The organism is Paracoccus aerius (genome assembly GCF_014656455.1).
Taxonomy (GTDB): Bacteria; Pseudomonadota; Alphaproteobacteria; order Rhodobacterales; family Rhodobacteraceae; genus Paracoccus; species Paracoccus aerius.
Map to the genome: position 1 here is coordinate 33,746 of NZ_BNCL01000008.1, position 26,274 is coordinate 60,019.

The 26,274-nt window shown below is 63.3% G+C and carries 22 protein-coding genes and 1 pseudogene; 9 read left to right on the top strand and 14 right to left on the bottom strand.

From position 1 onward, the window contains the following. Nucleotides 1-12: 12 nt before the first annotated feature. The 3 genes from IE224_RS10965 to IE224_RS10975 form a co-directional block, all read right to left on the bottom strand. Complete coding sequence (locus IE224_RS10965) at nt 13-1,239, bottom strand: MFS transporter (protein ID WP_191310333.1); 1,227 nt, start codon at nt 1,237-1,239, stop codon at nt 13-15. Continuing rightward, complete coding sequence (locus IE224_RS10970) at nt 1,239-3,299, bottom strand: TonB-dependent siderophore receptor (RefSeq protein WP_191310336.1); 2,061 nt, start codon at nt 3,297-3,299, stop codon at nt 1,239-1,241. The genes IE224_RS10965 and IE224_RS10970 overlap by 1 nt, the downstream gene beginning before the upstream one ends. 419 nt (nt 3,300-3,718) lie before the next feature. Beyond that, complete coding sequence (locus tag IE224_RS10975) at nt 3,719-5,491, bottom strand: monovalent cation:proton antiporter-2 (CPA2) family protein (RefSeq protein WP_191310338.1); 1,773 nt, start codon at nt 5,489-5,491, stop codon at nt 3,719-3,721. Between the two features lie 433 nt (nt 5,492-5,924). Here IE224_RS10975 and IE224_RS10980 point away from each other — a divergent pair, with 433 nt between their 5' ends. The 3 genes from IE224_RS10980 to IE224_RS10990 all read left to right on the top strand — a co-directional run bounded on the left by IE224_RS10980 (nt 5,925) and on the right by IE224_RS10990 (nt 9,518). Beyond that, nucleotides 5,925-6,959 (top strand): ScyD/ScyE family protein, encoded by a 1,035-nt coding sequence (locus tag IE224_RS10980; RefSeq protein WP_191310340.1) that lies wholly within the window; start codon nt 5,925-5,927, stop codon nt 6,957-6,959. 264 nt (nt 6,960-7,223) lie between these two features. Then, nucleotides 7,224-8,231, top strand: coding sequence for a purine-nucleoside phosphorylase (locus IE224_RS10985; RefSeq protein ID WP_191310342.1), 1,008 nt, complete (start codon nt 7,224-7,226; stop codon nt 8,229-8,231). 258 nt (nt 8,232-8,489) lie between these two features. Beyond that, entirely contained in the window at nt 8,490-9,518 is a 1,029-nt protein-coding gene (locus IE224_RS10990; protein WP_191310344.1) for an IS110 family RNA-guided transposase, read from the top strand. Nucleotides 9,519-9,827: 309 nt separating this feature from the next. Here the strand turns inward: IE224_RS10990 and IE224_RS10995 are convergent, their stop codons facing one another. Together IE224_RS10995 and IE224_RS11000 are read right to left on the bottom strand one after the other, a co-directional pair. Then, the gene (locus tag IE224_RS10995) at nt 9,828-10,760 is read right to left on the bottom strand and encodes an IS5 family transposase (RefSeq protein WP_191310346.1); all 933 of its coding nucleotides are present in this window, start codon (nt 10,758-10,760) and stop codon (nt 9,828-9,830) included. A 12-nt stretch (nt 10,761-10,772) separates the two neighbouring features. Next, a pseudogene (locus IE224_RS11000) lies at nt 10,773-11,108 on the bottom strand (LysR family transcriptional regulator); the annotation flags it as partial. Between the two features lie 129 nt (nt 11,109-11,237). Between IE224_RS11000 and IE224_RS21030 the strand changes: the two are divergent. From IE224_RS21030 to IE224_RS21405, 6 genes are all read left to right on the top strand, one after another. Continuing rightward, nucleotides 11,238-11,684 (top strand): NAD(P)H-binding protein, encoded by a 447-nt coding sequence (locus IE224_RS21030; protein ID WP_229849341.1) that lies wholly within the window; start codon nt 11,238-11,240, stop codon nt 11,682-11,684. Between the two features lie 18 nt (nt 11,685-11,702). Further along, nucleotides 11,703-12,269 carry a Rossmann-fold NAD(P)-binding domain-containing protein gene (locus IE224_RS21035; protein ID WP_229849342.1) on the top strand — a complete coding sequence of 189 codons (567 nt, stop codon included), beginning with the start codon at nt 11,703-11,705 and terminating at the stop codon, nt 12,267-12,269. A gap of 190 nt (nt 12,270-12,459) precedes the next feature. Continuing rightward, on the top strand, nt 12,460-12,588 hold the full coding sequence (locus tag IE224_RS21285; RefSeq protein ID WP_268246541.1) for a hypothetical protein: 129 nt from the start codon (nt 12,460-12,462) through the stop codon (nt 12,586-12,588). 319 nt (nt 12,589-12,907) lie between these two features. Continuing rightward, nucleotides 12,908-13,792: a PEP-CTERM sorting domain-containing protein gene (locus IE224_RS11015; protein ID WP_191310348.1), complete on the top strand. Its 885-nt coding sequence runs from the start codon at nt 12,908-12,910 to the stop codon at nt 13,790-13,792. A gap of 263 nt (nt 13,793-14,055) precedes the next feature. Then, a complete protein-coding gene (locus IE224_RS11020; protein ID WP_191310350.1) occupies nt 14,056-16,158 on the top strand; it encodes a calcium-binding protein in 2,103 nt (700 codons plus the stop codon). A 310-nt stretch (nt 16,159-16,468) separates the two neighbouring features. Beyond that, nucleotides 16,469-16,645, top strand: a complete 177-nt coding sequence (locus IE224_RS21405) for a transposase (RefSeq protein WP_373305546.1) — start codon at nt 16,469-16,471, stop codon at nt 16,643-16,645. Between the two features lie 366 nt (nt 16,646-17,011). On the opposite strand, the gene IE224_RS11030 is transcribed toward IE224_RS21405, so the two are convergent. The 9 genes from IE224_RS11030 to IE224_RS11070 form a co-directional block, all read right to left on the bottom strand. Further along, nucleotides 17,012-17,809, bottom strand: a complete 798-nt coding sequence (locus tag IE224_RS11030; protein WP_191310354.1) for an HpcH/HpaI aldolase family protein — start codon at nt 17,807-17,809, stop codon at nt 17,012-17,014. Between the two features lie 26 nt (nt 17,810-17,835). Beyond that, complete coding sequence (locus IE224_RS11035; protein ID WP_191310356.1) at nt 17,836-18,789, bottom strand: 2-hydroxyacid dehydrogenase; 954 nt, start codon at nt 18,787-18,789, stop codon at nt 17,836-17,838. Further along, nucleotides 18,786-20,408: an ABC transporter ATP-binding protein gene (locus IE224_RS11040; protein ID WP_191310358.1), complete on the bottom strand. Its 1,623-nt coding sequence runs from the start codon at nt 20,406-20,408 to the stop codon at nt 18,786-18,788. The genes IE224_RS11035 and IE224_RS11040 overlap by 4 nt, the downstream gene beginning before the upstream one ends. Beyond that, nucleotides 20,401-21,321, bottom strand: a complete 921-nt coding sequence (locus IE224_RS11045; protein WP_202380154.1) for an ABC transporter permease — start codon at nt 21,319-21,321, stop codon at nt 20,401-20,403. The genes IE224_RS11040 and IE224_RS11045 overlap by 8 nt, the downstream gene beginning before the upstream one ends. A 9-nt stretch (nt 21,322-21,330) precedes the next feature. Beyond that, on the bottom strand, nt 21,331-22,245 hold the full coding sequence (locus tag IE224_RS11050) for an ABC transporter permease (protein WP_191310362.1): 915 nt from the start codon (nt 22,243-22,245) through the stop codon (nt 21,331-21,333). A 112-nt stretch (nt 22,246-22,357) separates the two neighbouring features. Further along, complete coding sequence (locus IE224_RS11055; protein WP_191310364.1) at nt 22,358-23,224, bottom strand: DMT family transporter; 867 nt, start codon at nt 23,222-23,224, stop codon at nt 22,358-22,360. Nucleotides 23,225-23,227: 3 nt separating this feature from the next. Then, the gene (locus IE224_RS11060) at nt 23,228-24,733 is read right to left on the bottom strand and encodes a tripartite tricarboxylate transporter permease (RefSeq protein ID WP_191310366.1); all 1,506 of its coding nucleotides are present in this window, start codon (nt 24,731-24,733) and stop codon (nt 23,228-23,230) included. A 3-nt stretch (nt 24,734-24,736) separates the two neighbouring features. Continuing rightward, on the bottom strand, nt 24,737-25,195 hold the full coding sequence (locus IE224_RS11065; RefSeq protein WP_191310368.1) for a tripartite tricarboxylate transporter TctB family protein: 459 nt from the start codon (nt 25,193-25,195) through the stop codon (nt 24,737-24,739). Nucleotides 25,196-25,252: 57 nt separating this feature from the next. Next, nucleotides 25,253-26,221, bottom strand: a complete 969-nt coding sequence (locus tag IE224_RS11070; protein WP_202380146.1) for a Bug family tripartite tricarboxylate transporter substrate binding protein — start codon at nt 26,219-26,221, stop codon at nt 25,253-25,255. Nucleotides 26,222-26,274 lie beyond the last annotated feature (53 nt).

The following is a 26,274-nucleotide window of genomic DNA, read 5'->3' on the forward strand; positions in this document are numbered from 1 at the left end:
GCCGCCCCTTCCTTACGCCGTCATCGCTTGGGCCTGGGTCTTCACCAGCCATTGCAGCATCAGGACTGCCAGAACGGGCAGGACGGCGGCAAGGCCGAAGAAGACGCCATATCCCGCCTGCTGCGCCACGATCCCTGCTGCAAGGCCAAGACCCATGCTGAGAGCGCCATCAAGGCATTGGAACAGGGTGAAGTCGACACCACCCTGCCCCGGATCCGACCACCGCATGAACTGGGCATAAAGCGCGGTAAACCCGATGGCCGACAGCGCCGATCCGGACAGGAGCGCGGCCGCGACCGGCAAGGCGGTCGGCAGGGCGGTCCCGGCACCGCTCAGCGCCAGGCACAGCATGAGGATGGCCTGGGACACCAATGCGCCAATCATGGTTGTCCGCACCCCCCATCGCTGAACCGCCGCCCCGCCGAGCAGCGCCCCCACGAGGCCCAGGACCAGGCTGCCAAAGCCGTTGAGCAGGCCCACTGTCGCAAGGGAAATGCCCGTGTCGATCAGGAACGGTCCCAGCATTCCCAGGGACAGCTTCTGGGCGACGACAAAGATTGCCGTCAGCATCAGCCCTTGCCGGATGTCCCGTCGGGCCAGTGCCCGGCGCAGACTGGGGCGCGCACCTCCGGCCGGAGAAGGCGCGGACTTCCGCGCCGTCAGGGCAAACCAGACGAGCAGAACAGACACCAGACCGGCCATGCACCAGACCGCCCCGGTCCAGCCGATCCGGGCGACCATGACCAGCAGAAGCCCCGCACCGATCGCTGATCCGACATAGGCGCCACCAACCTGCGCGGCATTGCCCCAGCCGTGCTCGCTGCGGGCAAGGGCGCCGACCGCATGGCCGTCAACGACGACATCGGCGGTTGCCGTGGCGAAGGCCACCCCCATCAGGCAGGCCAATGCCGGCAGCAGCGGCACCAGGCCGACGGTGCCGGTGGCCAGCAGACCAAGAACAGCGATCAGACCGAAGAGCAAAACCAGCAAGGCGCTGCGTGGTGGCCGGCCCGGCGGCAGCCGCCACCGTTCGATCGCTGGCGACCACAGCACCTTCAGCGCCCATGGCGCGATCAGCAGCGACAGAAGGCCGATCCGGTCCAAGGGCAGGCCCTGGTCGCGCAGCACGGCGGGCAGTCCACCCCAGGTCAGCCCGCCAATCACGCTCTGCGCGACATAGGCGGCCCACAGGCCGGACAGGATCGCGGCCTGTCCAGGCTTCCCTGCACCACGTGCCATCAGAAGCGGCGGCTCAGGCTCGCCGTCCAGGTGCGGCCTTCGTCACGATAACAGTATCCGGCCGTGCAGGTCTGCTTTTGCTGATCGAACAGGTTCTTGACGTTCAACTGCATCTCGACCCCCGGCAGTTGCGCGGGCTCATAGCTGACGCCGAGGTCCACGAAGACGCGATCGTCGTTGGTGATGGCATTGGCATCATCGCCATAGCTTTCCCCGACATAGCGAAGCCCTGCCGCCAACCCCAGGCCCGTTCCCGGTCCCGACTGGACGTCATACTTGCCCCAGAGCGACAGCGTATCGTTCGGCACGCCGGACAATTCCTTACCGACAGTGCCGGGCAGCCCTCGCTCGGTCTTGACGCGCTGATGCGCATAACTGGCGATCACACCCCAACCATTGTCCCAGTTGGCCTGTGCCTCCAGTTCAAAGCCGCGGCTGTTCAGGTCCAGCTGACGCTGGCGGTTCTCGCCGGTCGACACATCAAGCACGGTGCCATCACGTTGATCGATGTCGAAGACGGCCGCTGACAGCAGCAGGTTCGTGCCTTCGGGCGCGTATTTGAGGCCGATCTCGCGCTGCGTGGATTGCATCGGGCGGGCGGCCCTCTGCGTGCTGTCATCGGCCGGATCATCATAAACAAAGCCGATATTGGGCGCGAAAGAGGTCGAAACGCTGCCATAGACCATGACGCCGTTGGTCCAGTCATAGCTCAGCGCCAGGCGTCCGGATCGGCCGGTGTCGTCCTGCGTGCTATTTGAACCGTCGGGAGCCGTCGTGATCGTCTCGACACTGTCCCAACGGGCGCTGGCAAAGGCCTGCCAGTTGCCCCACCGCATCTGATCATGCAAGTAGATGCCCTTCTGGCGCTGCTCCTGCGCACCGTCGAACGGCACCGCCGCCGCGGCCGTCTCGGCAGCCGAGACATAGCCGAGGGTGCTGTAGGTCTCATAGTCGGCGCGGGTCATGTCAATGCCGGCCAGGATCTCGTGCGACACCGGACCGGTGTCCATGCTCCAGCGCAGCCCATTGTCGAGCACCAGCGTGTCGATGTTTTCCTTGTAGTGCCCCCAATAGCGGGCCAGATCGGCCCCGACGGGATAGTGCCCGCTGTATTCGAGGTCGATGTCAACGCTTGCCGCCCGGAAGCTCTGGCGCAGCGTTACGCTGTCGTTCAGGTCATGCTCGACCTCATAGCCGAGGCGCCACTGGTCCTGCTCGAAATCGTTGTAGTCGGGATCGCCCTCGTAGAGGTCCGACACCACGCCATAGGACGGGTTGTAGAAGGCGGCAGTTCCGCCCGTCAGCGAATTCGACACCTCTGCCAGCAGCGTTGCACGGGTCACGCCATTGTCCCAGGACAGGGCCGGGGCGAAGTAGGTCTTGTCGTCCGCATAGCCCGGCAGATCGGTGTTCGATTTGCGAGCCAGACCCGTCACGCGATAGCTGAACTCACTGCCTTCGGAGACGGGCCCGGAGATATCGCCCGCAATCTGGGCGCGGTCATTGGCGCCGGTGGTCAGTTCGATCTCGCGATAGCGTTCGGTCTTTGGCCGCTTGGTGATCAGGTTGACGACGCCGCCCGGTCCGCTGACGCCATAGAGCGACGAGTTCGGGCCCTTCAGCACGGCGACACCTTCCAATCCGTAAGGCTCGGATTTGAACCAGGCGGTCGGCGCGTTGTATTGGCGCAGCCCGTCGCGGAAATAGCCGTTGTAGTAAGCCGGAAGGCCGCGGAGGAAGAAGGCGTCGAACCGGGTGTCGAAACCGTAGTTGTTCGGGTTCGCCGCCGCCGTATAGCCCAAGGCTTCGTTCAGCGTGCGCGGCGCCTGATCCTCGATTTGGTCCTGCGTGATGATGGTGACAGCCTGCGGGATTTTTCCGACCGGCGTATCCAGCTTGGTCGCCGTGCGACTGATGCCCGGGACATAGCCGTCTTGCACCAGCGTGGTGTCGCTTTCCGCCTCCAGCGTAATCTCGGACAACACATAAGGGGCGTCTTGAGCCACAGCGGGAAGAGCCGCAACACCGGCAAGCAAACAGGCAATCAGTGGTCTGGTCATCGCGGATCCTTGGCAACAGCGTCAGTGATTGCGCCCATGTTCACGGCACGGGCATGACTGGCATGCCTGAACATGATGGACGCGCAGCATCCCAAGCTAGCACCGCCCGCTAAAGATCCTGATTTAATCTGTCAAGTATGGAAGTTGGTCGTGGCTGGTTACGCTTTACCGCTCGATATACTGGCCAACCCAGCACCTGCTGTATGTTGAAAGAGAGTAAACATGTGGCAGCGAAAGCCACCTAGATGTCTCACAGTTGTCCTTCTTCGAGTTGTCGCGGCCACAAGTCCGAGTGTCAGGTCTGAGGACGCTGCACCGCCGCGACACGGCACGTTCGGACCCTCAAGATTCAGCCGTTTTAACTGCGGCAACCAAAGGCCAGCGTCAGCCAGCATGGCAAAGGGCTTATGACCTCACCGTTACGCCTGCCGGTTCCCGAGCACCAGATCGCGTCCTGCAAAGATGCCGCCCACGCATTCCATCTCGAAGCGCTCCATGTCTCGGCCACGGAATGAAACCATGACCTCGTCCACAACTTCGGGGGCTTCGCCCAAGGTCAGCAGCGCCTCTCGCCCCAGAACAAAGGCGCTTTCCAGCGTTTCCCGGATCTGGAAATCAGCCCCTGCCTTGACCAGTTCAAGCGCATGTTCCCGGTCGAAGGCTCGTGCCAGCACTGGCACCATCGGGAACTCATGCTTGGCTAATCCGACAATCTTCGTTACCGCTGCAGGATCGTTGGGGGCTGCGATGATAAGGCTCGCCTTTCCGGCCCCGGCGGCATGAAGGATGTCCAGCCGCGCCCCGTCACCGTACCAGACCTTGAAGCCGAACTCGGCAGCATTGCGGATCGACTGCGCGTCGGTGTCGATGATGGAAAGACTATGTCCTCGAGCAAGCAGCGGCTGGCTGACGATCTGTCCCACCCGCCCGAAGCCGATCAGCAGCACGCTTGCCGCAAGAGCTTTAGCCTCGTCCACCCCGTCCATTGATATGGGCCCATCCGACGCGAAGCGATCGTGCAGGATCACCATCAGTGGCGTAAGCACCATTGAGCAGATGATGATCGCCGTCAGGTTGGCATTCCATTCCGGCGTCAGGATGCCGAAATGGGTCGCCGAGGCGTAAAGCACAAAGGCGAATTCGCCGCCCTGCGCCATCAGGACCGCGCGTTCCATGGCCTCGCGGCGTGACGCCTTGAGCAGCCGTCCGACACCATAGATCACACCCATCTTCAGCAGGATATAAGCTGGAACGCTAAGGGCGATCACCGCCCAGTTTTTGGCGATCGTATCGAGGTCGAGTGCCATGCCGACCCCAAGGAAGAACAACCCGAGAAGGAGGCCACGAAACGGCTCGATATCGGCCTCGAGCTGATGGCGAAAACTGCTCTCCGACAGCAGGACCCCGGCAAGAAAGGCGCCCATGGCCATCGACAGGCCGCTAGCCTGCATCAGGACCGCTGCGCCCAGCACGACCAGCAGTGCGGCAGCTGTCATCACCTCTCGGGCGCCCGATCGCGCCAGTAGGCGGAACATCGGATCCAGAAGGTAGCGGCCTGCAAGGACAAGTCCTGCAATGGCGGCAAGGCCGACCGCAATGCCCTGCAGCCGGTCTGCGAGGCTGGTTTCGGTGCCGCCCGGAGCCAGAAAGGCGACAAGGGCCAGAAGCGGGACGATCGCCAGATCCTCCAGCAGCAGGATCGCCACGATGCGGCGGCCGCTGGGCAACGCCATCTGGTTCCGTTCCGTCAGCATCTGCATCACGATGGCGGTTGAGGTCAGGACGAAGCCGGTCCCGGCAACGAAGCTCGGCACCGTCGGATATCCCAAAGCCAGGCCAACCCAGATGAGGGCCGCCATCGCAAGCGTAACCTGAAGAAGGCCCAGCCCGAAAATCTCGCCTCGCATGGACCAAAGCCGCGCAGGCTGCATCTCCAGCCCGATGATGAAAAGAAACAGCACGACGCCCAGTTCGGCGACATGAATGATGGATTGTGGGTCGTCAAAGAACCCGAAGCCGAAGGGCCCGACTGCCAGTCCCGCGGCCAGATATCCCAAGACCGATCCCAGGCCTAGTCGCCGGAAAAGCGTTACCGCAATGACTGCTGCGGCTAGCAGCACGACCACGGCCGCGAAGTCGGGCGCACCATGCGCGGCGGTGTCATGTACTGCATCCACAACCTGACTGGCCATCTGCTTCTCCTATCGAGGCTTGTCCCTGTTATGATGTAAATCCGTTCAGAGGCGAGCCCCAATGCAGTGCAAACGCCCAGCATGTCTTACGCAGGCCGGATCGCCGGCCACTCCGCCCCGCGTTTTGGCGTGAACATGAGTGGCCGATTGTGGAAGCTGCATGCGGCAAGATGACTGGTCCGACCGTCCGCAATGGGTTGTTTGGCCAAGCACGGCTTCTGTTGACAGCTTCCTTCCTGGGGCGGAAGCTTCTGAACCAGGCGTTCCGCTTTGGACGTCGTTTCGTGTGAGGTGCTTCATGAGTTCGGCTCTGATAGGGCGGTGCGTCTCCATGCCCCGCCGCATTCTCCTTGCGTCTTCTTTCACACTCGCTAGTCTTCTTGCCTCGGCACCCTCAGGGGAAGCTGCAACGCTTCGGCTTGAGAAGGTTGTCATGGAAGGCCTGGCAAACCCGCGGGGCGTTTCCTTCGGTCCCGATGGCTGGCTTTACGCCGCAGAGGCCGGCACCGGCGGAGATGGGCCATCGATCGTCTCTGGCGACGGCCAGACAGTTTCCTTCGGTCTCTCGGGTAGAGTAAGCCGGTATCGGTCCGGGGTGCAGGAGGTGGTCGTTGATGGACTGCCCTCGCTTGCCCCAGCCGGGGGGTTCGGTGCCACGGGTGCGCACGACCTTGCCTTCCTGGACGGGGTTCTCCATGCCGTCCTGGGCTTTGGCGCAAATCCTGCCCTTCGCGCAAACCTTGCAAGCGCTCCCGGCTCTGAACTGCTGGGGCAGGTTGTTTCTGTCTCGGGCGGCACTGTTTCAGCGGTTGCCGATCTTGCCGCATTTGAACTTACAGATGGCCCCGACGACGAGCCGAACAGCAATCCGTTCAGCTTGATTGCCCTTTCTGATCGCTTCATTGCCACCGACGCGGGAGGAAACGACGTTCTGACGGTCAGTCGGGATGGAGCAGTTGCCATAACGGCAGTATTGCCGAAAGGCTCCTATCAGCCGGTTCCAACAGGCGCCACTGTCGGACCGGAGGGTGAGATCCTTGTTGGCCAGTTGACGGGATTTCCTTTCCCCGTTGGCGGGGCAAATGTCTTTGCCATTGATGGAATAGGAATGATCGACGTGCTCGCTGCCGGCTTCACGAACCTCATCGACGTCGCATACGGCAACGGCAAACTTTATGCGCTCGAGTTCGACAGCGATGGCCTGCTCGGTCCGAACAACACCGGGTCGCTGTTCGAGATCGGTGAAGACGGCATCAAACGTCTTGTTTACGGCGGCCTAAACAGCCCGACTGGCCTTGCGCTTGGGGTCGACGGGAGCATCTTTGTTGACGAGAATGGCGTTTCGCCGACAGATGGGCGCGTGATCCAGCTTGCCCCGGTGCCGCTTCCTGCATCCTTGCCTCTCCTGGCAGGCGGCATGACCTTTGCCGCGGCTGTTGGTTCATGGAGAGGCCGCAAGCGAAGCTAAGGCAGGAAGTCACATTGCGGAAGCCGGCCAGCCACAACCGAACGGCGCAACTTGCTGTCGCCCGAACTCGTTCCCTTGGCCGGCTTCCTGCGGTTGGTCACGCCATTCGCTGTGCATGAGATATCCGTTCGCCCGACGTCAATTGCTATGGCTGCAGCTTGCCTGATCGTCGGTGATAGGATCAAACATCCCGTATGCTTCACCACATCTTGCCCGCCCCAGCTATGCGTGTTCGAAGGCGTAGTTACTTTAATGGAGATATGCATGCCCCTCACGCGTCTCGGGTTTGTCCTGACCACTGCCCTCCTGCCTGCAGCCGCTGCAGCGGATGTTATCGCTCCAAAGGTCATGGTGATCGCGATGTTCGATGCCGAGGCCAAGCCCTGGCAGGACAATCTGGACCTGCCGAACAAGGTTCAGGTTCCCGGCTTGCCGGAAAGCGCCAATGAGGTCGCCTGCAATGCCGACCTTTGCCAGATGACCACGACCATGGGCTTTGCAAATGCCGCGGCCTCAACCATGGCCGTGGTGCTCTCGGACAAGTTCGACCTGACCAAGACCTACTTCATCGTGGCAGGCATTGCCGGTGTTGATCCCGAAAACGGGACGCTCGGATCGGCGGCCTGGGCTGACTATGTGGTAGACGCCGGGCTTGTTCACCGCATCGATGATCGCGAGGCGCCGTCCGAATGGACCAGCCAGATCGTCGAACTAGGCGCGAGGAAGCCTAATGAAAAGCCGGGTTGGAGTGCCGGAACCGAGGTATTTCAGTTGAACCCGAACCTAGTAAAAGCTGCCTACGAGGCCAGCATGGACGTCGAGCTGAGCGACAACCCGGATGCAGCGGCCTATCGCGGCGCCTACAGCCAGGATGCTGCGAAGGCCGATCCTGGCGTTATGGTCTGCGCCTCGGTTTCCGCCGACACCTACTGGCATGGTGCGGTCACCGCCAAGGAGGTCGAGGAACACGTTTCGCTTCTCACGGATGGGAATGCGGATTACTGCATGAGCCAGATGGAGGACAACGCCACGCTGGCCGCGCTTCAGCGCGGGGCGCAAGCGGGTCTTCTAGATTTTGACCGCGTTGTTGTCCTGCGGACGGCGTCGAACTTCGACCGTGCCCATGTGGGACAGAGTACAGCTGAGTCCCTGGCTGCGAAATCAGGCGGTTTTCCTGCGGCCACTGAGAATGCCTTCCGTGTCGGAAACGCATTTGCCCAGGCCATCATTGCGGACTGGTCGAGCTATGAGAATGGTGTCTCCAAGCCATAAGGCGTCATCCTCATGCCCTCAGCCCCACGTCTTGACTGTGGGCTGAGGGCCTATAGCGGGTTTGACCCCCTGTATATCCCGCTCGGGGGTGAGCTGCATATCGCGCGTTTTGCACAATGTGCAAGAGATCGCCGATGCCTCCTAGATCCTGATTTCGCGGAGTTCGCGGGGGCGGCACGGCTCTGATGATGTGACCGCCCCCCGACGGCATCTGATGTGCCAGGGTGGGTCTGCAACGATCCACAAAAGGGAGCGGTCATGTCGGAGATTATCACGGTCGGGCTCGATCTGGCGAAGAATGTGTTCCAGGTGCATGGAGCCGACGGCGTAGGACGAGCCGTTCTGCGCAAGAAGTTGCGGCGGGCTCAAGTGCTAGAGTTTTTCAGCCAGCTGCCCTCGTGTGTCGTGGCAATGGAAGCCTGTGGGGGTGCCCATTTTTGGGGCCGGGAAATTGGCAAGCTGGGGCATGAGGTGCGGCTGATCCCGCCGGCCTATGTCAAGCCTTTCGTGAAGCGCCAGAAGAACGACATGGCGGATGCTGAGGCCATCTGCGAGGCCGCGATGCGTCCGACGATGCGCTTTGTTCCGGTGAAGAGCGAGGAGACGCAGGGCGCGGCGATGGTCTTCCGAGTCCGGGAGCTGCTGATCCGGCAGCGCACGCAGGCGATCAACGCATTACGCGGCCATCTGACCGAGTTCGGTCAGATCGTGCCGCAAGGGGCATCCAATGCCACACGCCTGATCGCGATCGTGGAAGACCCGGAAAGTGACCTGCCTGCCGATGCCATCCCTACGCTGAAGGCTTTGATCGCGGCGCTCATGCACCTGGAGGCAGAGATCGCCAAGCTCGATGCGGAGATCGCCCGTCGCGCCAAGGAAAATGACGTAGCCCGGCGGCTGATGACGGTGCCGGGCATCGGGCCGCTGATTGCTACGGCCATTGCTGTTCTGGCTCCCCCTCCCGAGACCTTCCGCAAGGCACGCGACTTTGCCGCCTGGCTGGGTCTGGTGCCAAGACAGCATTCGACCGGGGGCAAGCAACGTCTCGGAGCAACGACCAGAATGGGCGAACGATCCCTTCGACGCCTGCTGATCATTGGTGCCAACAGCGTGGTGATCAAACGTAACGTTCACAAGGAAGCGCAGCCCGGAACATGGCTGGGCAGCCTGCTGTTGCGCAAGCCACCGATGCTGGTGCGGGTGGCATTGGCGAACAAGATGGCGCGGATCGTCTGGGCCCTGATGGCTCGAGGTGGCATCTACCAGTCTCCGACCGCAGCGGCGTAAGCCGAGCGTCAGTCGCGAGGACGTCGGAGCGGAAGAGGGCAAGGAGCAGTTTGGCGCAACAGTCGTGAGACGGGATCGGGAGAACCAGTGCGCAACAGAGTGCCTATGAGCACGCGGCTTTGATCTGGACCCGACCTTCGAACATCATACGGGCCCTGCGGCATGTGGAACGCCGCATCATGAGGCCGGACACATGTCAGCACCCGATGACGCGCCAAGATCAGCTTCAAAAATCCCTCTTGCGCTTGGGGCGGTTACACATGTTGCACAAATCGGGTGACGGGCAGACCTTTCCTTTCCCGGACAGAGCTATCCTGCGACCTCTGTGAGGGGCGTGCCGAGGGCGGTAAAGCCGTTGAGGACGGCGACTCTGACCTGGAACTCTGCAACCTGACGGTCGAAGTCGCGCGCGGACAGGCGCTGCCCGAGGAGCTTGACGCAGTGCATCTTGGTTTCAGCGCGGCTTCGGCGGTGATAACCGCTCCATCGTCGCCAGATCGTTCGACCGAGGCGTTTTGATGTCCGAAGGATCTCGTTGCGCGCGACAGCACCTGGGGTGTCTGTCTTCCATGGTTTGGCGTTCTTGCGGGGTGGGATGATCGCCGTGGCTCCGCGGGCAGCGATCGCGTCATGGCACTTGCGCGTGTCGAAAGCACCATCGGCTGTGACGCTGGCGATCTCCTGTTCGGGCGAGATCTGGTCCAGCAGCTCGGGCAACATGGGCGCGTCCCCCACGTCGCTAGTGGTGAACTCCGCCGCCCTAATTTCCAGCGATTTCTCGTCGATCCCGATGTGGATCTTGCGCCAGACGCGCCGCTTGGAACCGCCGTGCTTGCGGGCGTTCCATTCCCCTTCGCCCTCGACCTTGATCCCGGTGCTGTCGAGCAGGAGGTGCAACGGGCCGCCCAAACCGCGATAGGGGACGTTCACCTTCAGCGTCTTCTGGCGCCGCGACAGCGTACTGAAGTTGGGCACAGCCCAGTCCAGGCCAATCAGACGCAGCAGGCTCTCAACGAACCCTGTCGTTTGCCGCAGCGCCATGCCGAACAGCACTTTCATCGTCAGACAGGGCTGGATGGCGGCGTCGCTGTAAGCGGGCTGCCGCCCGCGCTTGCCGGCTGGCATGGCTTCCCAGGTCATCGAGGGGTCGAACCAGATCGTCAACGAGCCACGGCGCTTCAGCGCTTCGCTATAGGCGGGCCAGTTCCTGGTCTTGTAGGCGGGGGGTGTCGGTCTGCTCATGCCATTCCGCTATCACACTGGATTCACACAATGAATCCTTACTGGCTTTGTGCAACAGAGCCCCTCCAACCCCATAAACTCCGATACAGAAAGACGCACCACTCCCGCGATCTCGCTCGCAGGCGCCGCGGCCGCGCGCAGAAAGGCATCCGAAGCATGTGCCATGGCGCGCACATGTTCGTGGAGCGCACGCGCCTGCTCGGTAGGCAATAGACCCTGGAACGACCGGGTGAACAAGATCATGCCGAGCGCGTGCTCCAGCGCCTCGACCCGCGCCCGCACTGTTGGCTGCGCCATCCCTAGCCGCCGTACCGCAGCGGAAAGGCTTCCCTCCTCAATGACCGCAAGGAAGGCGCGTTGGTCGTCCTAAGAGAGGTTTTGGCTCATACGTTTCTGACTAGCGGCTAGACAGAGTTTAGCAATCGTCTTCGTGCCCGTCCCGGCCCACCTTTCTTCTGTCACAGACAGGGGAACAACATGGACAAGACCACTCACACACCCACGGTAAGGACTGCTCTGGTGCTGGGTGCCACGGGCGGGATCGGCGGCGCGGTAGCCGAGGCGCTGGCCGCTCGCGGCTGGATCGTGCGAGGCCTTGCCCGCGATCCCGCCAAGGCGGCAGAAGGCTGGCTGGGATGCACGGGTCACGTCGAGTGGCAGGCAGGCGACGCCATGATCCGCGGCGATGTGGTGCGCGCCGCTGAAGGCGTCAGCACCATCGTGCACGCGGTCAACCCGCCAGGCTACCGAGACTGGCACCGGCTGGTGCTGCCCATGATCGACAACACCATTGCGGCCGCCCGCCTCGCGGGCGGTGCCCGCATTCTGCTGCCCGGCACGATCTACAACTTTGATCCCGCCGCCACTTCCGTGATCCGCGAAACAAGCCCGCAGGAACCCCGCTCCCGGAAAGGCCGTATTTGAGTAGAACTTGAGCGTCGCTTGCAGGGGGCCTCCGTCGAGAGCCCCATTCTGATCGTACGCGCGGGAGACTTCTATGGACCCAAGGTCCGCGCAAGCTGGTTCGCGCAGGCCATGGTGACACCCGGCAAGCCGGTCACCCGGCTGGTGACACTGGTCCGCGGCGTGGGCCACACATGGGCCTACCTGCCCGATCTTGCCGACACCATGGCGCGCCTTCTCGACATCGGACATGATGCGCCGTCCCGGTTGCGTTTGTTCGAGCGAATAGGTTTCGAGGGCTTCTGGGACGCCGACGGCACTGCCATGCCCGCTCTGGTTTCGGCTGCCCTGGGCCGGGACAGGCTCCCTGAACGCGCCTTCCCCTGGTGGCTCATGCAGGCTCTTGCACCTTTCGGAGGCTTTCCTCGCGAAGCCGTGGACATCCTGCCCTTCTGGCACCACCCGCTCCGCGTCGACAACGCCCGCCTGTTGGAGCTTCTGGGAAAAGAGCCCCGAACGGATCCTCTTCTGGCGATGCGCACCACCTTGGCGGGTTTGGGATGCCTTCCGGAAGACGAGAAGGCGCTTGCCGCCAAGCCGGCCTAAGCACCTGTCCGGCCCTCTGGCAATTCTCCCCGTTTTGACGGGGCGCGGTCTTAGAGTTTACGCGGCCATTTCCAATTTCATGGCGGGGGAAGCCCGCCGATGCCCATGTTGGGCCGTTCGTTGTTGTAGGTCATAGCCATTCGGTAGCGATCTGCTGCACCTCCTCGATGTCGAGCGGATTGGGCCCGCCATGACGGACATCCATGATGCGATGCTGGCTGTGCAGTCGCTTCAGGAAACGCCGACCGGGACGTTACGCATTTATGCCATTGCCTCGGCCGCTCGCGAAGTAATGGCGCCGCAAGATGATGCTAGCTGAGCACATGCCGATCATCAACACAGGGCTTGCCATGGCTCCTGGGAGAGAGTGGCCGGCAAGCATGCCATCTGTGCCTCGCTCAGCCCGAGACGACTGCTCATGCCCCTGCCAACCATCGACATGGCCCTCACTTCCCACACTACTCCCTTAACGGCCGCTTCTATGAAGCTCTGCACTTCAGGATTGTGGGCTTCTGATCCGCGACCTTGGAATTTGCGGGTGAGCCCTCGAAAACTCGGCCTATCTGAAGCCAGTTTCACAAAACTTTCGCATGGATCGCCGATGAGCAAGACCGTTTCTTGTTTGTGAAAGGTCTGCCATGAAGTCCGGTATTCTCAATGTTGTCGCGACCATCGCCGTAGTCGGCTGCGCCCACTCTGCTTCCGCCGCCGTTGTCGGCAGCCTAGACGGCTCGCGGACCCATTCCGTCACCACCACCGCCGGCGACCTGCGTGAGGGTAACCTCAACGGCACCTATTACTCGAACCTGCGCAATCACCTGACCTCCGGCGGTTCGACCGTAAAGGCAGGTGCGGCGACGGTCACTGCAGACTATCTGGCAGATGTCGATCTCTTCGTGACGGGAACGCCGACGCTGAACACGAACACCGCTGGCCTAGCCTCTGAGGCGGAAAAGTCCGTGTTGCGGGACTGGGTTTCCGCAGGCGGCGTGGCTTTCCTGATCGGGGAAGCAGCAAGCATGTCCAGCAGCAGCATCGGCTCGGAATTGGCCGCAAACAGCTGGCTCGGCATCTTCGACCTGGCCATTGAAGGCAACTATGGCCGCGGCACCGGCCGCTGGACCGCATCAGAGAACGCGCTGTTGAATGGGGTGAACAATGGTTCGCTGAACACCATCGCCACCAATACGGGCGGGGCCTTCGCGGAGGACGGCGCATACGAGATCCTTGCCCGCTACGGCACCTCGGCTACCCGCGGCCAGGCTGCGATCGTGGCCCTGCAGTATGGCAAGGGCTACGTCATTGCGAGCGGCGACTCCTCGCCCTTCTCGAATGAACGGTTCACCTCGGTCATCAACGACGGCGTGACTTTGTCGAAGTCGGCGCAGTTCCTCGACAACATTGTTGCGCTGTCGGAAGCGCAGCAGCCGGCGCCGGTTCCGCTGCCGGGCACGCTGCCGCTGGCCCTGGCGGGCTTGGGTGTTCTGGGTCTGGTGCGTCGCCGGCGCATCAACGACGCATGACCTTTTCTCTGGGTTCTGCCGGCTCATGGCTCAGATGAAGTAGACAAACACCTCAGTCTGCGGCCCATCAGGGCCGTAGACTTGCCATGCCTTTGTGCTCTTAGGGTGCGATAAGACCATTGATCATGCAGCGCCATGCTCGCGGCAGGTCGGCAAGCGTGCCAACGGATGAAAGCAGATATGCCAGTGCGGATTTTCATTCCGATGCCGCAAATCGTGGTTTATCCAGTTCTCTGGCAACCAGAAACACGGGTATCAGTCTTATGGTCGAATATCGGGTCAATGGTTATCAGAACAACTGGCAGCGAGAGCCGCACATCGCCGCGCTGCCGGATGGCGGCTGGATCATCGTTTATGAAGGTTACTTCAACAACTACGACGACTCGGACCTGAACTTCACCTACGTCGCGGCCCAACGTTACAACGCTGACGGCACGTTGCGTGGCCCCGAGACGATCATCAGCGCCATCGATGACACGGTGTCAAGTGACGCCAGCATCGCGGTCCTGAAGGATGGCGGCTATGTCGTCACATGGTCCTTCGCCGCCGATGACGACATCTTCACGAACGGCGCGCGCACCTGCGCGCAGGTGTTCAATGCTAACGGCTCGGTACGCTCCGGAGTCATCACCGCCGATGTGGCCACGTCCTTTCGGACCATCGCCCCCGACGTGGTGGCCCGGGGGGACGGGGGCTTCAGCCTGTCCTGGGGCATCGAATCCTCGGGCGGACCGACCTTCGACGATGTCAGGGTGCGCCATTATTCCGCCTCGGGTCAGGCGATCAGCGGCGATCTGCGGTTGAACACGAAGGAAGCGGAATTCGATCAGCTTGTCACCCGCACGGCCACCCTTTCCGACGGCCGCGCCATCGTCATCTGGGGGTCCGAAGCGACGATCGATGATGGCGGCGCGGGCGATAACGATGTTCGGGCAAGCCTGATCGGGGCAAACGGACGCGTGCTGAAAGGTGACTTCCACCTGCTGCGAACCACCGGCAGCGCGGGAACCGAGCAGAATTCGGGCTATGACGTCGCAGCCCTGGCGAATGGCGGTTTTGCCGTAGTCGCCGAGGACTGCGCCTTTCGCTACGACGACGACCTGGACGGACGCTTTCTGATGCTGGCAACGTTTAACGCAGCCGGCACGCGTACGATGCTGAAGCGGGCGGTCCACATCCCGTCACACAGCTTCGAGGACGCCAGCCTGACGCAGTTGGCGACCGGCGAGATCATGGTGACCTGGAGCACCTATGGCCCCGACAGCGGCGACGGCAGGGATGTCTTTGGCCGGCTGTTCTCAGTCTCGGGCACGACCCTGACCCGTGCTTTCGAGATCAGCACCAACCGCTTCAGCTATGACAACCAGGAAACGCCAGAGGTCGCGGCCCTGCGCGGCGGCGGCTTTGTTGTCACCTATATGAGCGAAAGCATCGACAGCGACCACGACGGCGTCGCCATGCGTGTCTTCGGGCGCGGAACAGCAGGCCATGACGTCCTGGGCGTGGACGCCACCGGAACGTTGGCCGGTCTGGGCGGCAACGACCGCCTGACTGGAGACAGGCGCGCCAATGTCCTGGATGGCGGCGGGGGCAATGATCGACTTTTCGGGCTAGATGGCAATGACCGTCTGCGCGGGGGTTCTGGCAACGACGTGATGGAAGGCGGTACCGGCAACGACACCCCGATTGGCGACGGGGGAAACGATGTGCTTGCCGGCCATGCCGGGAATGATTTTCTGCAAGGCGGCCAGGGAAACGATGTCCTGAATGGCGGCAGGGGTGTCGACACCGCGCTTTACTCCGGTCCGGCCGCCGTGATGGTGCGGCTGTCCATGACAGCGCAGCAGAACACCGGCCACGGAATGGACCGACTGATCGGCATCGAGAATGTCACTTCTGGGCCGGGCAGGGATCTTCTGGTCGGCAACAGCCTTGCGAACAGGTTGGCCGGCGGGGCGGGGAACGACAGCATCAGGGGTGGTGACGGCGCTGACTGGATCATCGGCGGCAGGGGGGCCGATACCCTGTGGGGCAGTCTGTCCTCGGTTGGCGACGGCGACCGCGACACCTTCGTCTTCACGTCGCCGGCCGATGCCCGCATTGGCGCGAAGGCCGCGGACCGCATCGTCGGCTTCGAGCGCGGCCTCGACCGGATATCGCTGTCGGCCATCGACGCCGATCCCGGCGCGGCCGGAAACCAGGCTTTCGACTGGGGTGGGGCAAGACCCACGGCACATGGCGTTTGGGTGACCGCTACGGGATCAACACGCGTGGTCAACATCGATGTCTCCGGCGATGCCCGGCCCGACATGCAGATCTATCTGACCGAAATGACGGGGTTCAACGCAGGTGATCTGCTGCTATGATCCGGCAGTGACGCTTCGCCTCCCAACAAGTCGGGACTTGAGTATAGGGAAAACAGACGGCTCCTCACCGGCGTCTAAACAAGATAGTGCGCCGCTTAGCAACATGCCGCCGGGCCTGGATGAGGCGCTAATTCGCTGAAGCGGTCGCTCGACGGCCGACCGCACAGCTTGTGACACACTTTGGGGGCGCCTGTTCTTCCCGACCTTGCCGAGCAGGCATCAGACGTCAAAGTAAAGGCGGCAAATTACCTTGGCAGTTCGCGACAGTTCTACTCTGCGCTTACAGCTGTCCGAAAGCAGAACGGGTGATATGGATCTCTTCGCACCTGAACGGCTCGCCAGCTACGTCGGCCTGACGTCACAAACCCGGCAATCAGGCAATCACCGTGCCGCCCATAACCATGTCCCCGACCAGGGAAACATCGCCGCAAGGACCGCTTTGATAAAAGCTGCTCGAGTTCCGACACCAAGATGGCAAACAAAGTGAAACTTGCTGCGCCAGGTCAACGCCGATGATCGTTGCATCCTTCATCACAGTCCAATCCTCCTGATCCGATCCGATCATGGTGACACAGGTGCCGTCACGAGGGGATGCCAACCCATCATCATCAGAGTCGGAGCGATCTCAGACTGGGGCTGGACAAGATCAAAAGACGGGATTGTGATCTTCGCCTTTCCTCTGGTGCACCTGGCCATTGCGGTGTGGCCCTTGCGCCCAAATGCTGCTTGCTAGCAACTTTCGGATGCAACAGCGCAGTCATAATGCAACGAGGCCGATGCATTGGACGCAGTCGAAGAAGCAAACCCCTTAGGGTTTCTGGTCAGCAGTCCGGGCAGTGGGTTGATGCACATCTTAATAGCTTCCATCGAAGGACTTGGTCTGACCGGTCCGGAAGGCCTGAACCGAGGCTGCCGCAGCACCTGCCATCAGCCGCACGTCGTTCGAAACGGTGACCATGTCAAAGCCCCATTCCTTGCCGCGGAGCGCGTATTCCATAGAGCCGCAATGCAGCGCCGCCCGCTTTCCCGCCCCGTGCGCTGCGGCGAGAACGCGCTGGATCGCCTCGATCATTTCGGGTTCCTCGCGATCAAAGCCGATGCGATACTTTCGTCCCGTCAAGGCCAGTGTCAGGTCCACAGGCCCGATGTAAAGACCATCCAGGCCCGGAGTTGCCGCAATGGCGTCCAGGTTCTCCATGGCCTCGGCCGTTTCGATCATCGCAAGAACGACGATCTCGTCTTCGGCCCGCTGCCCGTAATCCGCACCGGCGGAAAAGACGGCCCGTCCGGGGCCGAAGCTGCGGACGCCGTGGGGCGGGTAGCGGGCATAGGATACCAGGCGTGCAGCATCGTCCGCAGTGTTCACCATGGGACAGATCACGCCATAGGCTCCGGCATCGAGGATCTTCATGATTGCGACGGGGTCCAGCCATTCGACCCGGGCCATGGGCGCGACCGGATTGCCCTGCATGGCCTGAAACATCCCGACAGCCGTCATGTAGTCAATGACGCCATGCTGGAGATCGACGATCAGCCCGTCATAGCCCTGTGCCGCCATGATCTCGGCCGCGAAGGGGCTTGGGATGGAAAGGAAGGCGTTCAGCGCACAGCCGCCCTTGGCCCAGATTTCTCGAATACGATTGGGCTTCATGGAATTCCTTTCCCCCGCTCTGGCCTTCAGTTGACCGGCGTCAGCAGCGGCCGGCCTGCAAAGAATGCCTCTAGGTTGTCCAGCGTCAGTTGCGCCATGCGGTCGCGGGTTTCCTCGGTCCCGCTGGCGTGGTGGGGATAGAGCGTGACATTGGGCAGCGCCGTCAGCGCCGGATCTGGATGGGGCTCGTTCAGGAAGACATCCAGCCCAGCCCCCGCAATGCGGCCGTCCTGCAGGGCGGCGATCAGCGCCGCCTCGTCCACGACCGAGCCACGCGCGACATTGACCAGCGTGCCGGTGGGTCCCAGGGCCTCCAGCACGGTGGCCGAGATCAGCCCGGTGGTCCCTGCCCCGCCGGGCGTCGCGACCAGCAGGATGTCGGCCCATTCCGCCAAGGCCACTGGGTCGGGGAAATAGTCGTAGCCGACGCCGGGCTTCTGATTGCGGCCAGAATAGCCGATCGCCAGCCCCATGGCCTCGCAGCGACGGGCGATCGCCAGGCCGATATTGCCAAGCCCCACGATCCCCGCGCGCTTGCCCGCCGCCGAGGTCGTCAGCGGGAACATTCCCTGCCGGCCCCAATCGCCCGACCGGACATAGGCATCGGCCTCGACCAGCCTGCGCCGCGAGGCCAGCATCAAAAGGATTGCCGTGTCAGCCACGTCATCGACCAACGCCAGCGAGGTATTGGTCAGCGTGATCCCCCGCTGCGTCATGGCGTCCAGGTCCATCAGGTCGAACCCGGCCGAGGAACAGGCGGCCAGCTTCAAGGCGGGCAGACGGTCCAGCATGGCCGCATCGACCGCGACATGCCCGTTCACGACAATGGCGGTGCAGACCCGGCCGGCCTTCGCCAGCACGGCATCCTTGTCCGTGGCTTGGTCGAGGCGATGCAGGGTATAGCGTGCCTCCAGTTCCTCCATGAACCGGGGGCGCAAGGGATAGGCGACAAGAACGTGCGGCTTTTCTGCGGGCTTCATGCAGTCTCCAACTGGCGAGCAGTGCGGCGAGCGGCCTGCACCACCGGATCGGGGTCCAGACTGGCCGACAACAGTGCCCGCGTATAGGGGTGTCGCGGCGCGTCGAAGATTTGGCGCACGGGGCCTTCCTCGACGATTTCGCCCGATTTCATGACCACCACGCGGTCGGCGAAGTCACGCACCACCGGCAGGTCATGGGCGATGAACAGGTAGGACAGGCCGAACTCTCGCCGCAAGCCATCCAGCAGTTCGATCACCTGCGCCTGGATCGACACGTCAAGGGCCGAGACCGCCTCGTCGCAGACGATCAGCTTCGGCTCCATGGCCAAGGCGCGGGCAATGGCGATCCGCTGGCGCTGCCCGCCCGAGAACTGGTGGGGATAGCGGGCCGCCATTTCCGGGCGCAACCCGACCTTGACCAGAAGGTCGGCCGCACGGTCCTTCCATTGCGCCTTGGGAAGGATGTCGGGGTGGATCACCCAGGCTTCCGAAATCAGCTGGAACACCGTCATGCGCGGGTTCAGCGATTGCGTCGGATCCTGGAACACCATCTGCAGATCGCGCCGCAGCCCGAACAGCTGGCGCGGCGCCATCGCCATCAGGTCATCACCACGATACAGGATCCGCCCGCCATCCGGGTCGTCCAGCCGCAGGATCGCCCGCGCCAGTGTCGATTTTCCCGAACCGCTTTCGCCCACGACCGCGACGGTTTCGCCCGGCATGATGGTCAAATCCACGCCCTTCAGCGCGTGGAACGCGCCATAGCTCTTGGTCAGCCGTTCGGCCCGCAGCAACGGCTGGCCCGTGCGGTCGCGTTCGACAGGCATCTGCCCCTTGCCTGGCGCGGCGTCGATCAGCTTGCGGGTATAGGGGTGCCGGGGGTTGCGATAAACCTCGGCGGCATTGCCCGTCTCGACGATCTGGCCGCCGTTCATCACCACCACGCGGTCGGCGATCTCGGCTACGACGCCCAGGTCGTGGGTGATCAGCAGAAGACCCATGCCGGTTTCGCGCTGCAACTCCTCCAGCAGTTCCAGCACCTGAGCCTGCACGGTCACGTCGAGCGCCGTGGTCGGTTCGTCCGCGATCAGGATGTCGGGCTTGCAGGCCAGGGCCATCGCGATCATCAGGCGTTGTCGCTGCCCGCCCGAGAACTGGTGCGGATATTTCCGCATCGCCAGTTCGGGTTCCGGGATGCCGACCCGGCGCAGCAGGTCAAGCGCACGGGCCTGCGCCTTGTCTCGGGTGCCGCCGTGGGTTGTGACCATCTCGGCGATCTGCCAGCCGACGGAATAGACCGGGTTCAGATGCGCCAGAGGATCCTGGAAGATCATCGCGATCTTGCAGCCGTTGATCTGGCGGCGCTGTTCCGCGGTCATCACCAGCATGTCTTGCCCGTTCAGCAGGATCTGCCCGCTGGTGATCCTGCCCGGCGGCATGTCGATCAGGTTCATGACCGCCGAGGCCGAGACCGACTTGCCCGATCCGCTTTCGCCCAGGATCGCCAGCGTCTCGCCTCGGTCCAGATGCCAGCTGACATTCTGGACGGCCTTCACCGTGCCTGCGGCGGTGTGGAACTCGACCGACAGGTCGCGCACTTCCAGCAGGTGGTCAGTCATTCTTCCGTCCCCTCATTTCCAGCCGCCAGCGTTGCGCGGGATCCAGCGCGATGCGCATCCAGTTCGACAAAAGGTTCAGCGACAAGGTGGTCCCGATGATCGCCAGGCCCGGCCAGAAGGACAACCACCAAGCGGTGGTCAGGTATTCGCGGCCTTGGGCCACCATCAGGCCCCAGGTGATCTCGGGCGGCTGAATGCCGATCCCCAGGAAGGACAGGCTGCTTTCGGCCAGCATCACGAAGGCAAAGTCCAGCGTGGCGATGGTCAGAAGCGTGGGCAGCACCACCGGCAGGATGTGGCGGAAGATGATGCGGCGGTCCGAGGCGCCCATGACGCGGGCGGCCTGGACGAACATCCGTTCCCGCACCTCCAGCACCTCGGCGCGGGTGGTGCGCAGATAGACGGGGATGCGCGTGATCGCCAGCACCAGCACGATATTGGCGACCGAGGGTTCCAGCATATACAGCACGATCACCGCCAGCAGCAGCGACGGAAAGGACATGATCACGTCGCCAAGGCGCATGATCCATTGCGCGGCGCGCTTGCGCGAGTAGCCCGCGATCAGGCCCAACCCGCAGCCGACCACGGCGGAACACAGCACCGCTGCGCCCGCCACCATCAGCGTGTTCTGCGCGGCCACCACGATGCGCGGCAGCAGCGGGCGGCCAAGCGCGTCGGCGCCCAGGATCATCAGCCAGCCGCGCGCCAGGTCGAAGGGCGGCGCGTTGCGGCCGCGCAGGTTCTGCTTCGTGGCCAGATCGCCCATCAGCCACGGCCCGAAGATCGCGCAAAGCAGGGCAACCAGCAGGAACAGGGCGGCGAAGAAGGCCAGCTTGTCGGCCCAGAGCATCGACAGCCATGTTGTAAAGGGGCCGCGGGGCTTGGGATCGGACTGGATACGGGTATCGGTCATCGCCATCGCTCAATACCGGATACGGGGATCGAGCATGGCATAGGCGATGTCGATCAGCAGGTTCATGATGAAGATGGCAACCGCCGAGATCATGATCGACGCCAGCACCACCGAGAAGTCGCGCAGAAGGATGCTGTCGATCATCAGCTTGCCGATGCCGGGAAAGCCGAAGATCGTCTCGATCACCACGGCGCCGTTCAGGATCGCCGCCGCCTGGTCGCCGATCACGGTGATGACCGGCAGCATGGCGTTGCGCAGCCCGTGGACAAAGATGATCGACCGCGTGCGCACGCCCTTGGCCCGCGCGGTCTTCACATAGGCCGAGGACAGGGTCGTGATCATCGACCCGCGCACCACCTGCAGGATCAGGCCGAAGGGTCGCACGAACAGCACCGCCACCGGCAGCACCCAGTGCCAGGGCGTCCCTGTCCCCGAGGTCGGCAGCCAGTGCAGGTTCACCGCAAAGATCACGATGGCGACGATGGCCAGCCAGAAGTCCGGGGCGGATGCGCCCACCAGCGAAAAGAAGGTAGCGATGCGGTCGAAGATGCCGCCCACCTTGAAGGCGGCAAGCGAGCCGATGACGATGGCCGCCACCGTCACGCAGGTCATGGTGATGAGGGCCAGCCGCAGCGTCCAGCCGAAGGCCTGCAACACAACCTCCATCGCCGGACGCGCCTGTTGCAGCGATTCCCCGAAGTCGCCCTGCGCCAGGTCCATGACATAGCGCCCGAACTGGACGATCAGCGGATCGTTGAATCCATGCAATTGGCGGAACTGCTCGCGCGCCTCGATCGAGGCGTCCAGAGGCAGATACAGGTTGGTCGGATCGCCGGTCAGCCGCGACAGAAAGAAAACCAGGATCACGAGGCCGATCAGCGAAATCCCGCTGGCAAGCGCACGCTTCCCGATGAAGCCGGTCATGGATCCCTCCTCCCTTGGTGGCAGGTCTGGTCCTGCCGTTGGCCATTGGGCCGTGCCGATCCCTCCCGGACCGGATGAGGCGATTCGTCGCGCCTTAATTGATATATTAGTATCACTGTTCCACAGAGAAAGGCTTTTTTCGTCTGGAGTGCAGCGAAAGCGCGCTTGCCGTGACAATGACCCCTGCACCGATCCAGGTCGAGGCTGGGGCAACCTCGGCAAAGAACAGCCATGCCAGCAAGGCTACGGCGGGCAGGCGCAGGAAATCCAGCGGGGCCAGAAAGGACACATCGGCCAGGGAAAAGGCCCGTGTAATCAAGGTCATGTTCAGCGCGCCAATCGCCCCTTGCAGCGCCAGCAAGCCAAGCTGGGTCAAGGTCGGCGTGGTCCAGACGGGCAGCGCCGCCACCAGGCCCAGCGGCACCATTGCCATCAGGTTCCAGGCAACCAGCCGCTCGGTCGTGTCGGTATGGGCCATGTGGCGCAGCATCAGCTGGATCACGGCCGTCAGCACCGCGCCCGCAAAGGCGAACAGCAGCCAGGGATCGAAGCCCGCGCCAGGCCGAACGATGATCAGGATGCCGCCAAAGCCCGCCACAGCGCCCAGCAGGCGGGCGGCGCCCACGGCCTCGCCCAGGAAAGCCCAAGCCCCCAGCGTCACCAGCAGCGGCATGGTAAAGGTCAGCGCCATGGCATCGGCCAGGGGCGCATGGGCAAAGGCCACGAAGACCGCGACCAGCGAGGCAAGCTTCAGCCCGGCGCGCAGCACATGCATCCATCGCCAGGGCGAGGCGCGCAGATCGACGCGTCCCAATGTCCAGGGCAGCACCGCAAGCAGCCCGAACAGCGCGCGGAAGAAACCGATGACCAGTGGATGCACCTGCCCCGCCAGCAGGCGCACGATCACCGCGTCCAAGCCCGCCAGCACGGCCGCCGCCAGCATAAGCCCGGCGGCCAGCAGCGCGGGACGGCGGGCCATCCCTCAGTCCTCGTCCTGGAAGGCTTCCTCGCGCTTGGAGCGGATCGCGGGCGCCAGGACGCTGGCGATCAGAGCCGCCGCGACCAGCAGCAGCACGGCGCTGATCGGGCTGGTGACAAACGAGGTCACGTCGCCCCGCGACACCAGCATGGCGCGGCGCAGGTGCTCCTCCAGCATGGGCCCAAGGACGAAGCCCAGCAGCAGCGGCGCGGGTTCGCAATCCAGCTTGCGCAGGATATATCCCGCGACGCCGAACAGGCCCATCAGCCAGATGTCGAAGGTCGAATTCGCCAGGCTGAAGACCCCGATCAGGCAGAAGGCGACGATGCAGGGGAACAGATAGCCATAGGGGATCGAGATCATCTTCACCCAGATGCCGATCAGCGGCAGGTTCAGCACCAGCAGCATCAGGTTGCCGATCCACATCGACACGATCAGCCCCCAGAACAGCACCGGCTGGTCCTGGACGACCGAGGGCCCCGGCTGGATGCCCTGCATGATCAGCGCGCCGATCATTAGCGCCATGACCGGGTTTGAAGGGATCCCCAGCGTCAGCATGGGGATGAAGCTGGTCTGCGCGCCCGCGTTATTCGCGGCCTCGGGTCCCGCCACGCCCGCCAGGGCGCCCTTGCCGAACTGTTGCGGGTTCTTCGACACCTTCTTTTCCAGCGCATAGGAGGCGAAGGACGACAACATCGCCCCGCCGCCCGGCAGGATGCCCAGCACCGATCCCAAGGCCGTGCCGCGTCCCACCGGGGCCAGCATGGCGCGCAGGTCCGCCCGCGTCGGCATCAGGCCGGTGACCTTGGTCAACACCGTGGTGCGGTCGCTCTCGTTTTCCAGGTTCGACAGGATCTCGCCCAAACCAAAGACGCCCATGGCAACCACGACGAAGCTGATGCCGTCGGCCAGCTCGAAGCTGCCGAAGGTGAAGCGCATCGCGCCGGTCTGCACGTCGGTGCCGATCAGGCCCAGGATCAGGCCGAACAGGATCATGCCGACCGCGTGCAGCAGCGACCCGCTGGCCAGCACGACCGAGGCCGCAAGTCCCAGCACCATCAACGCGAAATATTCATGCGGCCCGAAGGCCAAGGCGACACTGGACAGAAGCGGCGCGAAAAAGGCGATAAGCACCGTGGCAATGGAGCCTGCGATAAAGGACCCGATCGCGGCGGTCGCCAGCGCCTTGCCCGCCTGCCCCTGCCGCGCCATCTGGTAGCCATCGATCGCCGTGACGACGCTGGAGCTTTCGCCCGGCAGGTTCACCAGGATCGCCGTGGTCGATCCACCATATTGCGCGCCATAGAAAATGCCGGCCAGCATGATGATCGCCGTTTCGGGCGACAGGCCGAAGGTCACTGGCAGCAGCATTGCCACCGTCGCCGTAGGGCCAAGGCCCGGCAGCACGCCGATGGCGGTCCCCAGGAACACGCCCAGAAGGCAATAGGTCAGGTTCCAGAATGAAAACGCCGTCTGGACGCCCAGCAGCAGGTCGCCAAGAATGTCCATGTCTCAGCCTCCGAACAGGGTGCCGAACATCGGCAGGGGCACGTCCAGCCCGCGCACGAAGACCAGCACGCAGAAGATCGTGAAGGCCACGAGGCCCAGCAGCGGCACCGGCGCCAGGCGGAACCGCTTGCTGGCGGTCGCGGTGATGAACATCGCGGCGGGCAACGCCACGGCAAGGCCCAGAAAGTCCAGCGCGATCGCGAAGAACAGGGTCGCGCCAATCACCAGGATCATCGGCTTCATGTGGATCCTCTCGACCAATTCGCCAGGCCGCAGCAGACCGCGCAGCAGGGACACCAGCCCGATTATGGCCAGCAACCCGCCAAGCACCGTCGGAAAATAACCGGGCCCCATGCGAGCGGCGCTGCCAAGCGTCAGGTCGCGCGCCAGGATGACCGTGGCCAGGCCAAGCACCAGATAGATGGCGCCCGCCCAAAAGTCCTTCGTGCGGTGTCCCTGCATCGCATCCACCCTTTGCAAAAGAAGATGCGCGCCCATGCCGGGGCGCGCGTTGGGACATCACTCCTCGGGGGTGATGTTGCCGGCCTTGATGACTTCGCTCCAGCGGGCGATCTCGTCGGCGACAAAGGTATCGGCCTCGGCGGGGGAGTTGGCCAGAACCTCGAAGCCCAGGTTCTTGAAGGTCTCCTGCACCTCGGGCTTTTCCAGCGCGCCGTGGATTGCCCCCACCAGCGTTTCCTTGACCGCCGGATCCAGTCCCTTGGGCGCAGCAAAAGCCTGCCAGGAATAGACCTCCATCCCCTCGATACCCAGTTCCTTGAAGGTCGGCACGTCCGGGAAATCGGGCGAGCGTTCGGCGGCGGCGATGGCCAGCATCTTCATCTGGCCTTCGCGCACGAAGCCCGCCACGGCGCCCAGGTTCTGGAAGGACACGTCGGCATGGCCACCGATGATGTCGGTCTGGGCCGGTCCGCCGCCGCTGTAGGGGACGTGGATGCCACTGGTGCCGGTCTGCTGCCAGAACAGCTCCGCCGTCAGATGGTCCGAGGATCCGACGCCCGAGGACGCGAACAGCATGGCGTCGGGCTGGTCCTTCAGCATGGCGATCAGCTCCTCGGCCGAGTTCACCTCCAGCGTCGGGCGGGTGACCAGGACGTTGGGGGTGCGGACGGCGACCGTCAGCATCTCCATGTCCTCGCGCGGGTCATAGGGCAGGTCGTCGCGCAGCGCCGGGTTGATGCCATAGGTGCCGATGGAGGCCGCCATGATCGTATAGCCGTCGGGCTTGGCACGTGCCAGTTCGGCAGCGCCCACCGCGCCATTCGCGCCAGGCTTGTTTTCCACCACCAGCGGCTGGCCGAAATCTGCCTGCATGGCCTGGGTAATGGTCCGCGCGGTCGTGTCGCTGGCCCCGCCCGGCGCGAAGGGCACGATCACCGTGAAGTTGTCGCTGGGGTAATCCTGCGCAAGCGCCGCGTTGCCCAAGACTGCGACGCAGGATGCAGCCGCGACGAACTTCATGAACATGTTTGTCCTCCTTCGACGGCTCTCCAACCGTCATTCCCAACTGCGGTATAAAA

Excerpts from the sequence above, each read along its gene's own strand:
- IE224_RS11050 (WP_191310362.1), bottom strand. The coding sequence starts at position 22,245 with ATGACCGGCTTCATCGGGAAGCGTGCGCTTGCCAGCGGGATTTCGCTG.
- IE224_RS11020 (WP_191310350.1), top strand. The coding sequence starts at position 14,056 with ATGGTCGAATATCGGGTCAATGGTTATCAGAACAACTGGCAGCGAGAG.
- IE224_RS10990 (WP_191310344.1), top strand. The coding sequence starts at position 8,490 with ATGTCGGAGATTATCACGGTCGGGCTCGATCTGGCGAAGAATGTGTTC.
- IE224_RS11065 (WP_191310368.1), bottom strand. The coding sequence starts at position 25,195 with ATGCAGGGACACCGCACGAAGGACTTTTGGGCGGGCGCCATCTATCTG.
- IE224_RS10995 (WP_191310346.1), bottom strand. The coding sequence starts at position 10,760 with ATGAGCAGACCGACACCCCCCGCCTACAAGACCAGGAACTGGCCCGCC.
- IE224_RS21030 (WP_229849341.1), top strand. The coding sequence starts at position 11,238 with ATGGACAAGACCACTCACACACCCACGGTAAGGACTGCTCTGGTGCTG.
- IE224_RS11060 (WP_191310366.1), bottom strand. The coding sequence starts at position 24,733 with ATGGACATTCTTGGCGACCTGCTGCTGGGCGTCCAGACGGCGTTTTCA.
- IE224_RS11040 (WP_191310358.1), bottom strand. The coding sequence starts at position 20,408 with ATGACTGACCACCTGCTGGAAGTGCGCGACCTGTCGGTCGAGTTCCAC.
- IE224_RS11015 (WP_191310348.1), top strand. The coding sequence starts at position 12,908 with ATGAAGTCCGGTATTCTCAATGTTGTCGCGACCATCGCCGTAGTCGGC.
- IE224_RS10975 (WP_191310338.1), bottom strand. The coding sequence starts at position 5,491 with ATGGCCAGTCAGGTTGTGGATGCAGTACATGACACCGCCGCGCATGGT.
- IE224_RS10985 (WP_191310342.1), top strand. The coding sequence starts at position 7,224 with ATGCCCCTCACGCGTCTCGGGTTTGTCCTGACCACTGCCCTCCTGCCT.
- IE224_RS11055 (WP_191310364.1), bottom strand. The coding sequence starts at position 23,224 with ATGGCCCGCCGTCCCGCGCTGCTGGCCGCCGGGCTTATGCTGGCGGCG.
- IE224_RS11035 (WP_191310356.1), bottom strand. The coding sequence starts at position 18,789 with ATGAAGCCCGCAGAAAAGCCGCACGTTCTTGTCGCCTATCCCTTGCGC.
- IE224_RS21285 (WP_268246541.1), top strand. The coding sequence starts at position 12,460 with ATGACGGACATCCATGATGCGATGCTGGCTGTGCAGTCGCTTCAGGAA.
- IE224_RS21405 (WP_373305546.1), top strand. The coding sequence starts at position 16,469 with ATGGATCTCTTCGCACCTGAACGGCTCGCCAGCTACGTCGGCCTGACG.
- IE224_RS10980 (WP_191310340.1), top strand. The coding sequence starts at position 5,925 with ATGGAAGGCCTGGCAAACCCGCGGGGCGTTTCCTTCGGTCCCGATGGC.
- IE224_RS10970 (WP_191310336.1), bottom strand. The coding sequence starts at position 3,299 with ATGACCAGACCACTGATTGCCTGTTTGCTTGCCGGTGTTGCGGCTCTT.
- IE224_RS11070 (WP_202380146.1), bottom strand. The coding sequence starts at position 26,221 with ATGTTCATGAAGTTCGTCGCGGCTGCATCCTGCGTCGCAGTCTTGGGC.
- IE224_RS10965 (WP_191310333.1), bottom strand. The coding sequence starts at position 1,239 with ATGGCACGTGGTGCAGGGAAGCCTGGACAGGCCGCGATCCTGTCCGGC.
- IE224_RS11045 (WP_202380154.1), bottom strand. The coding sequence starts at position 21,321 with ATGACCGATACCCGTATCCAGTCCGATCCCAAGCCCCGCGGCCCCTTT.
- IE224_RS11030 (WP_191310354.1), bottom strand. The coding sequence starts at position 17,809 with ATGAAGCCCAATCGTATTCGAGAAATCTGGGCCAAGGGCGGCTGTGCG.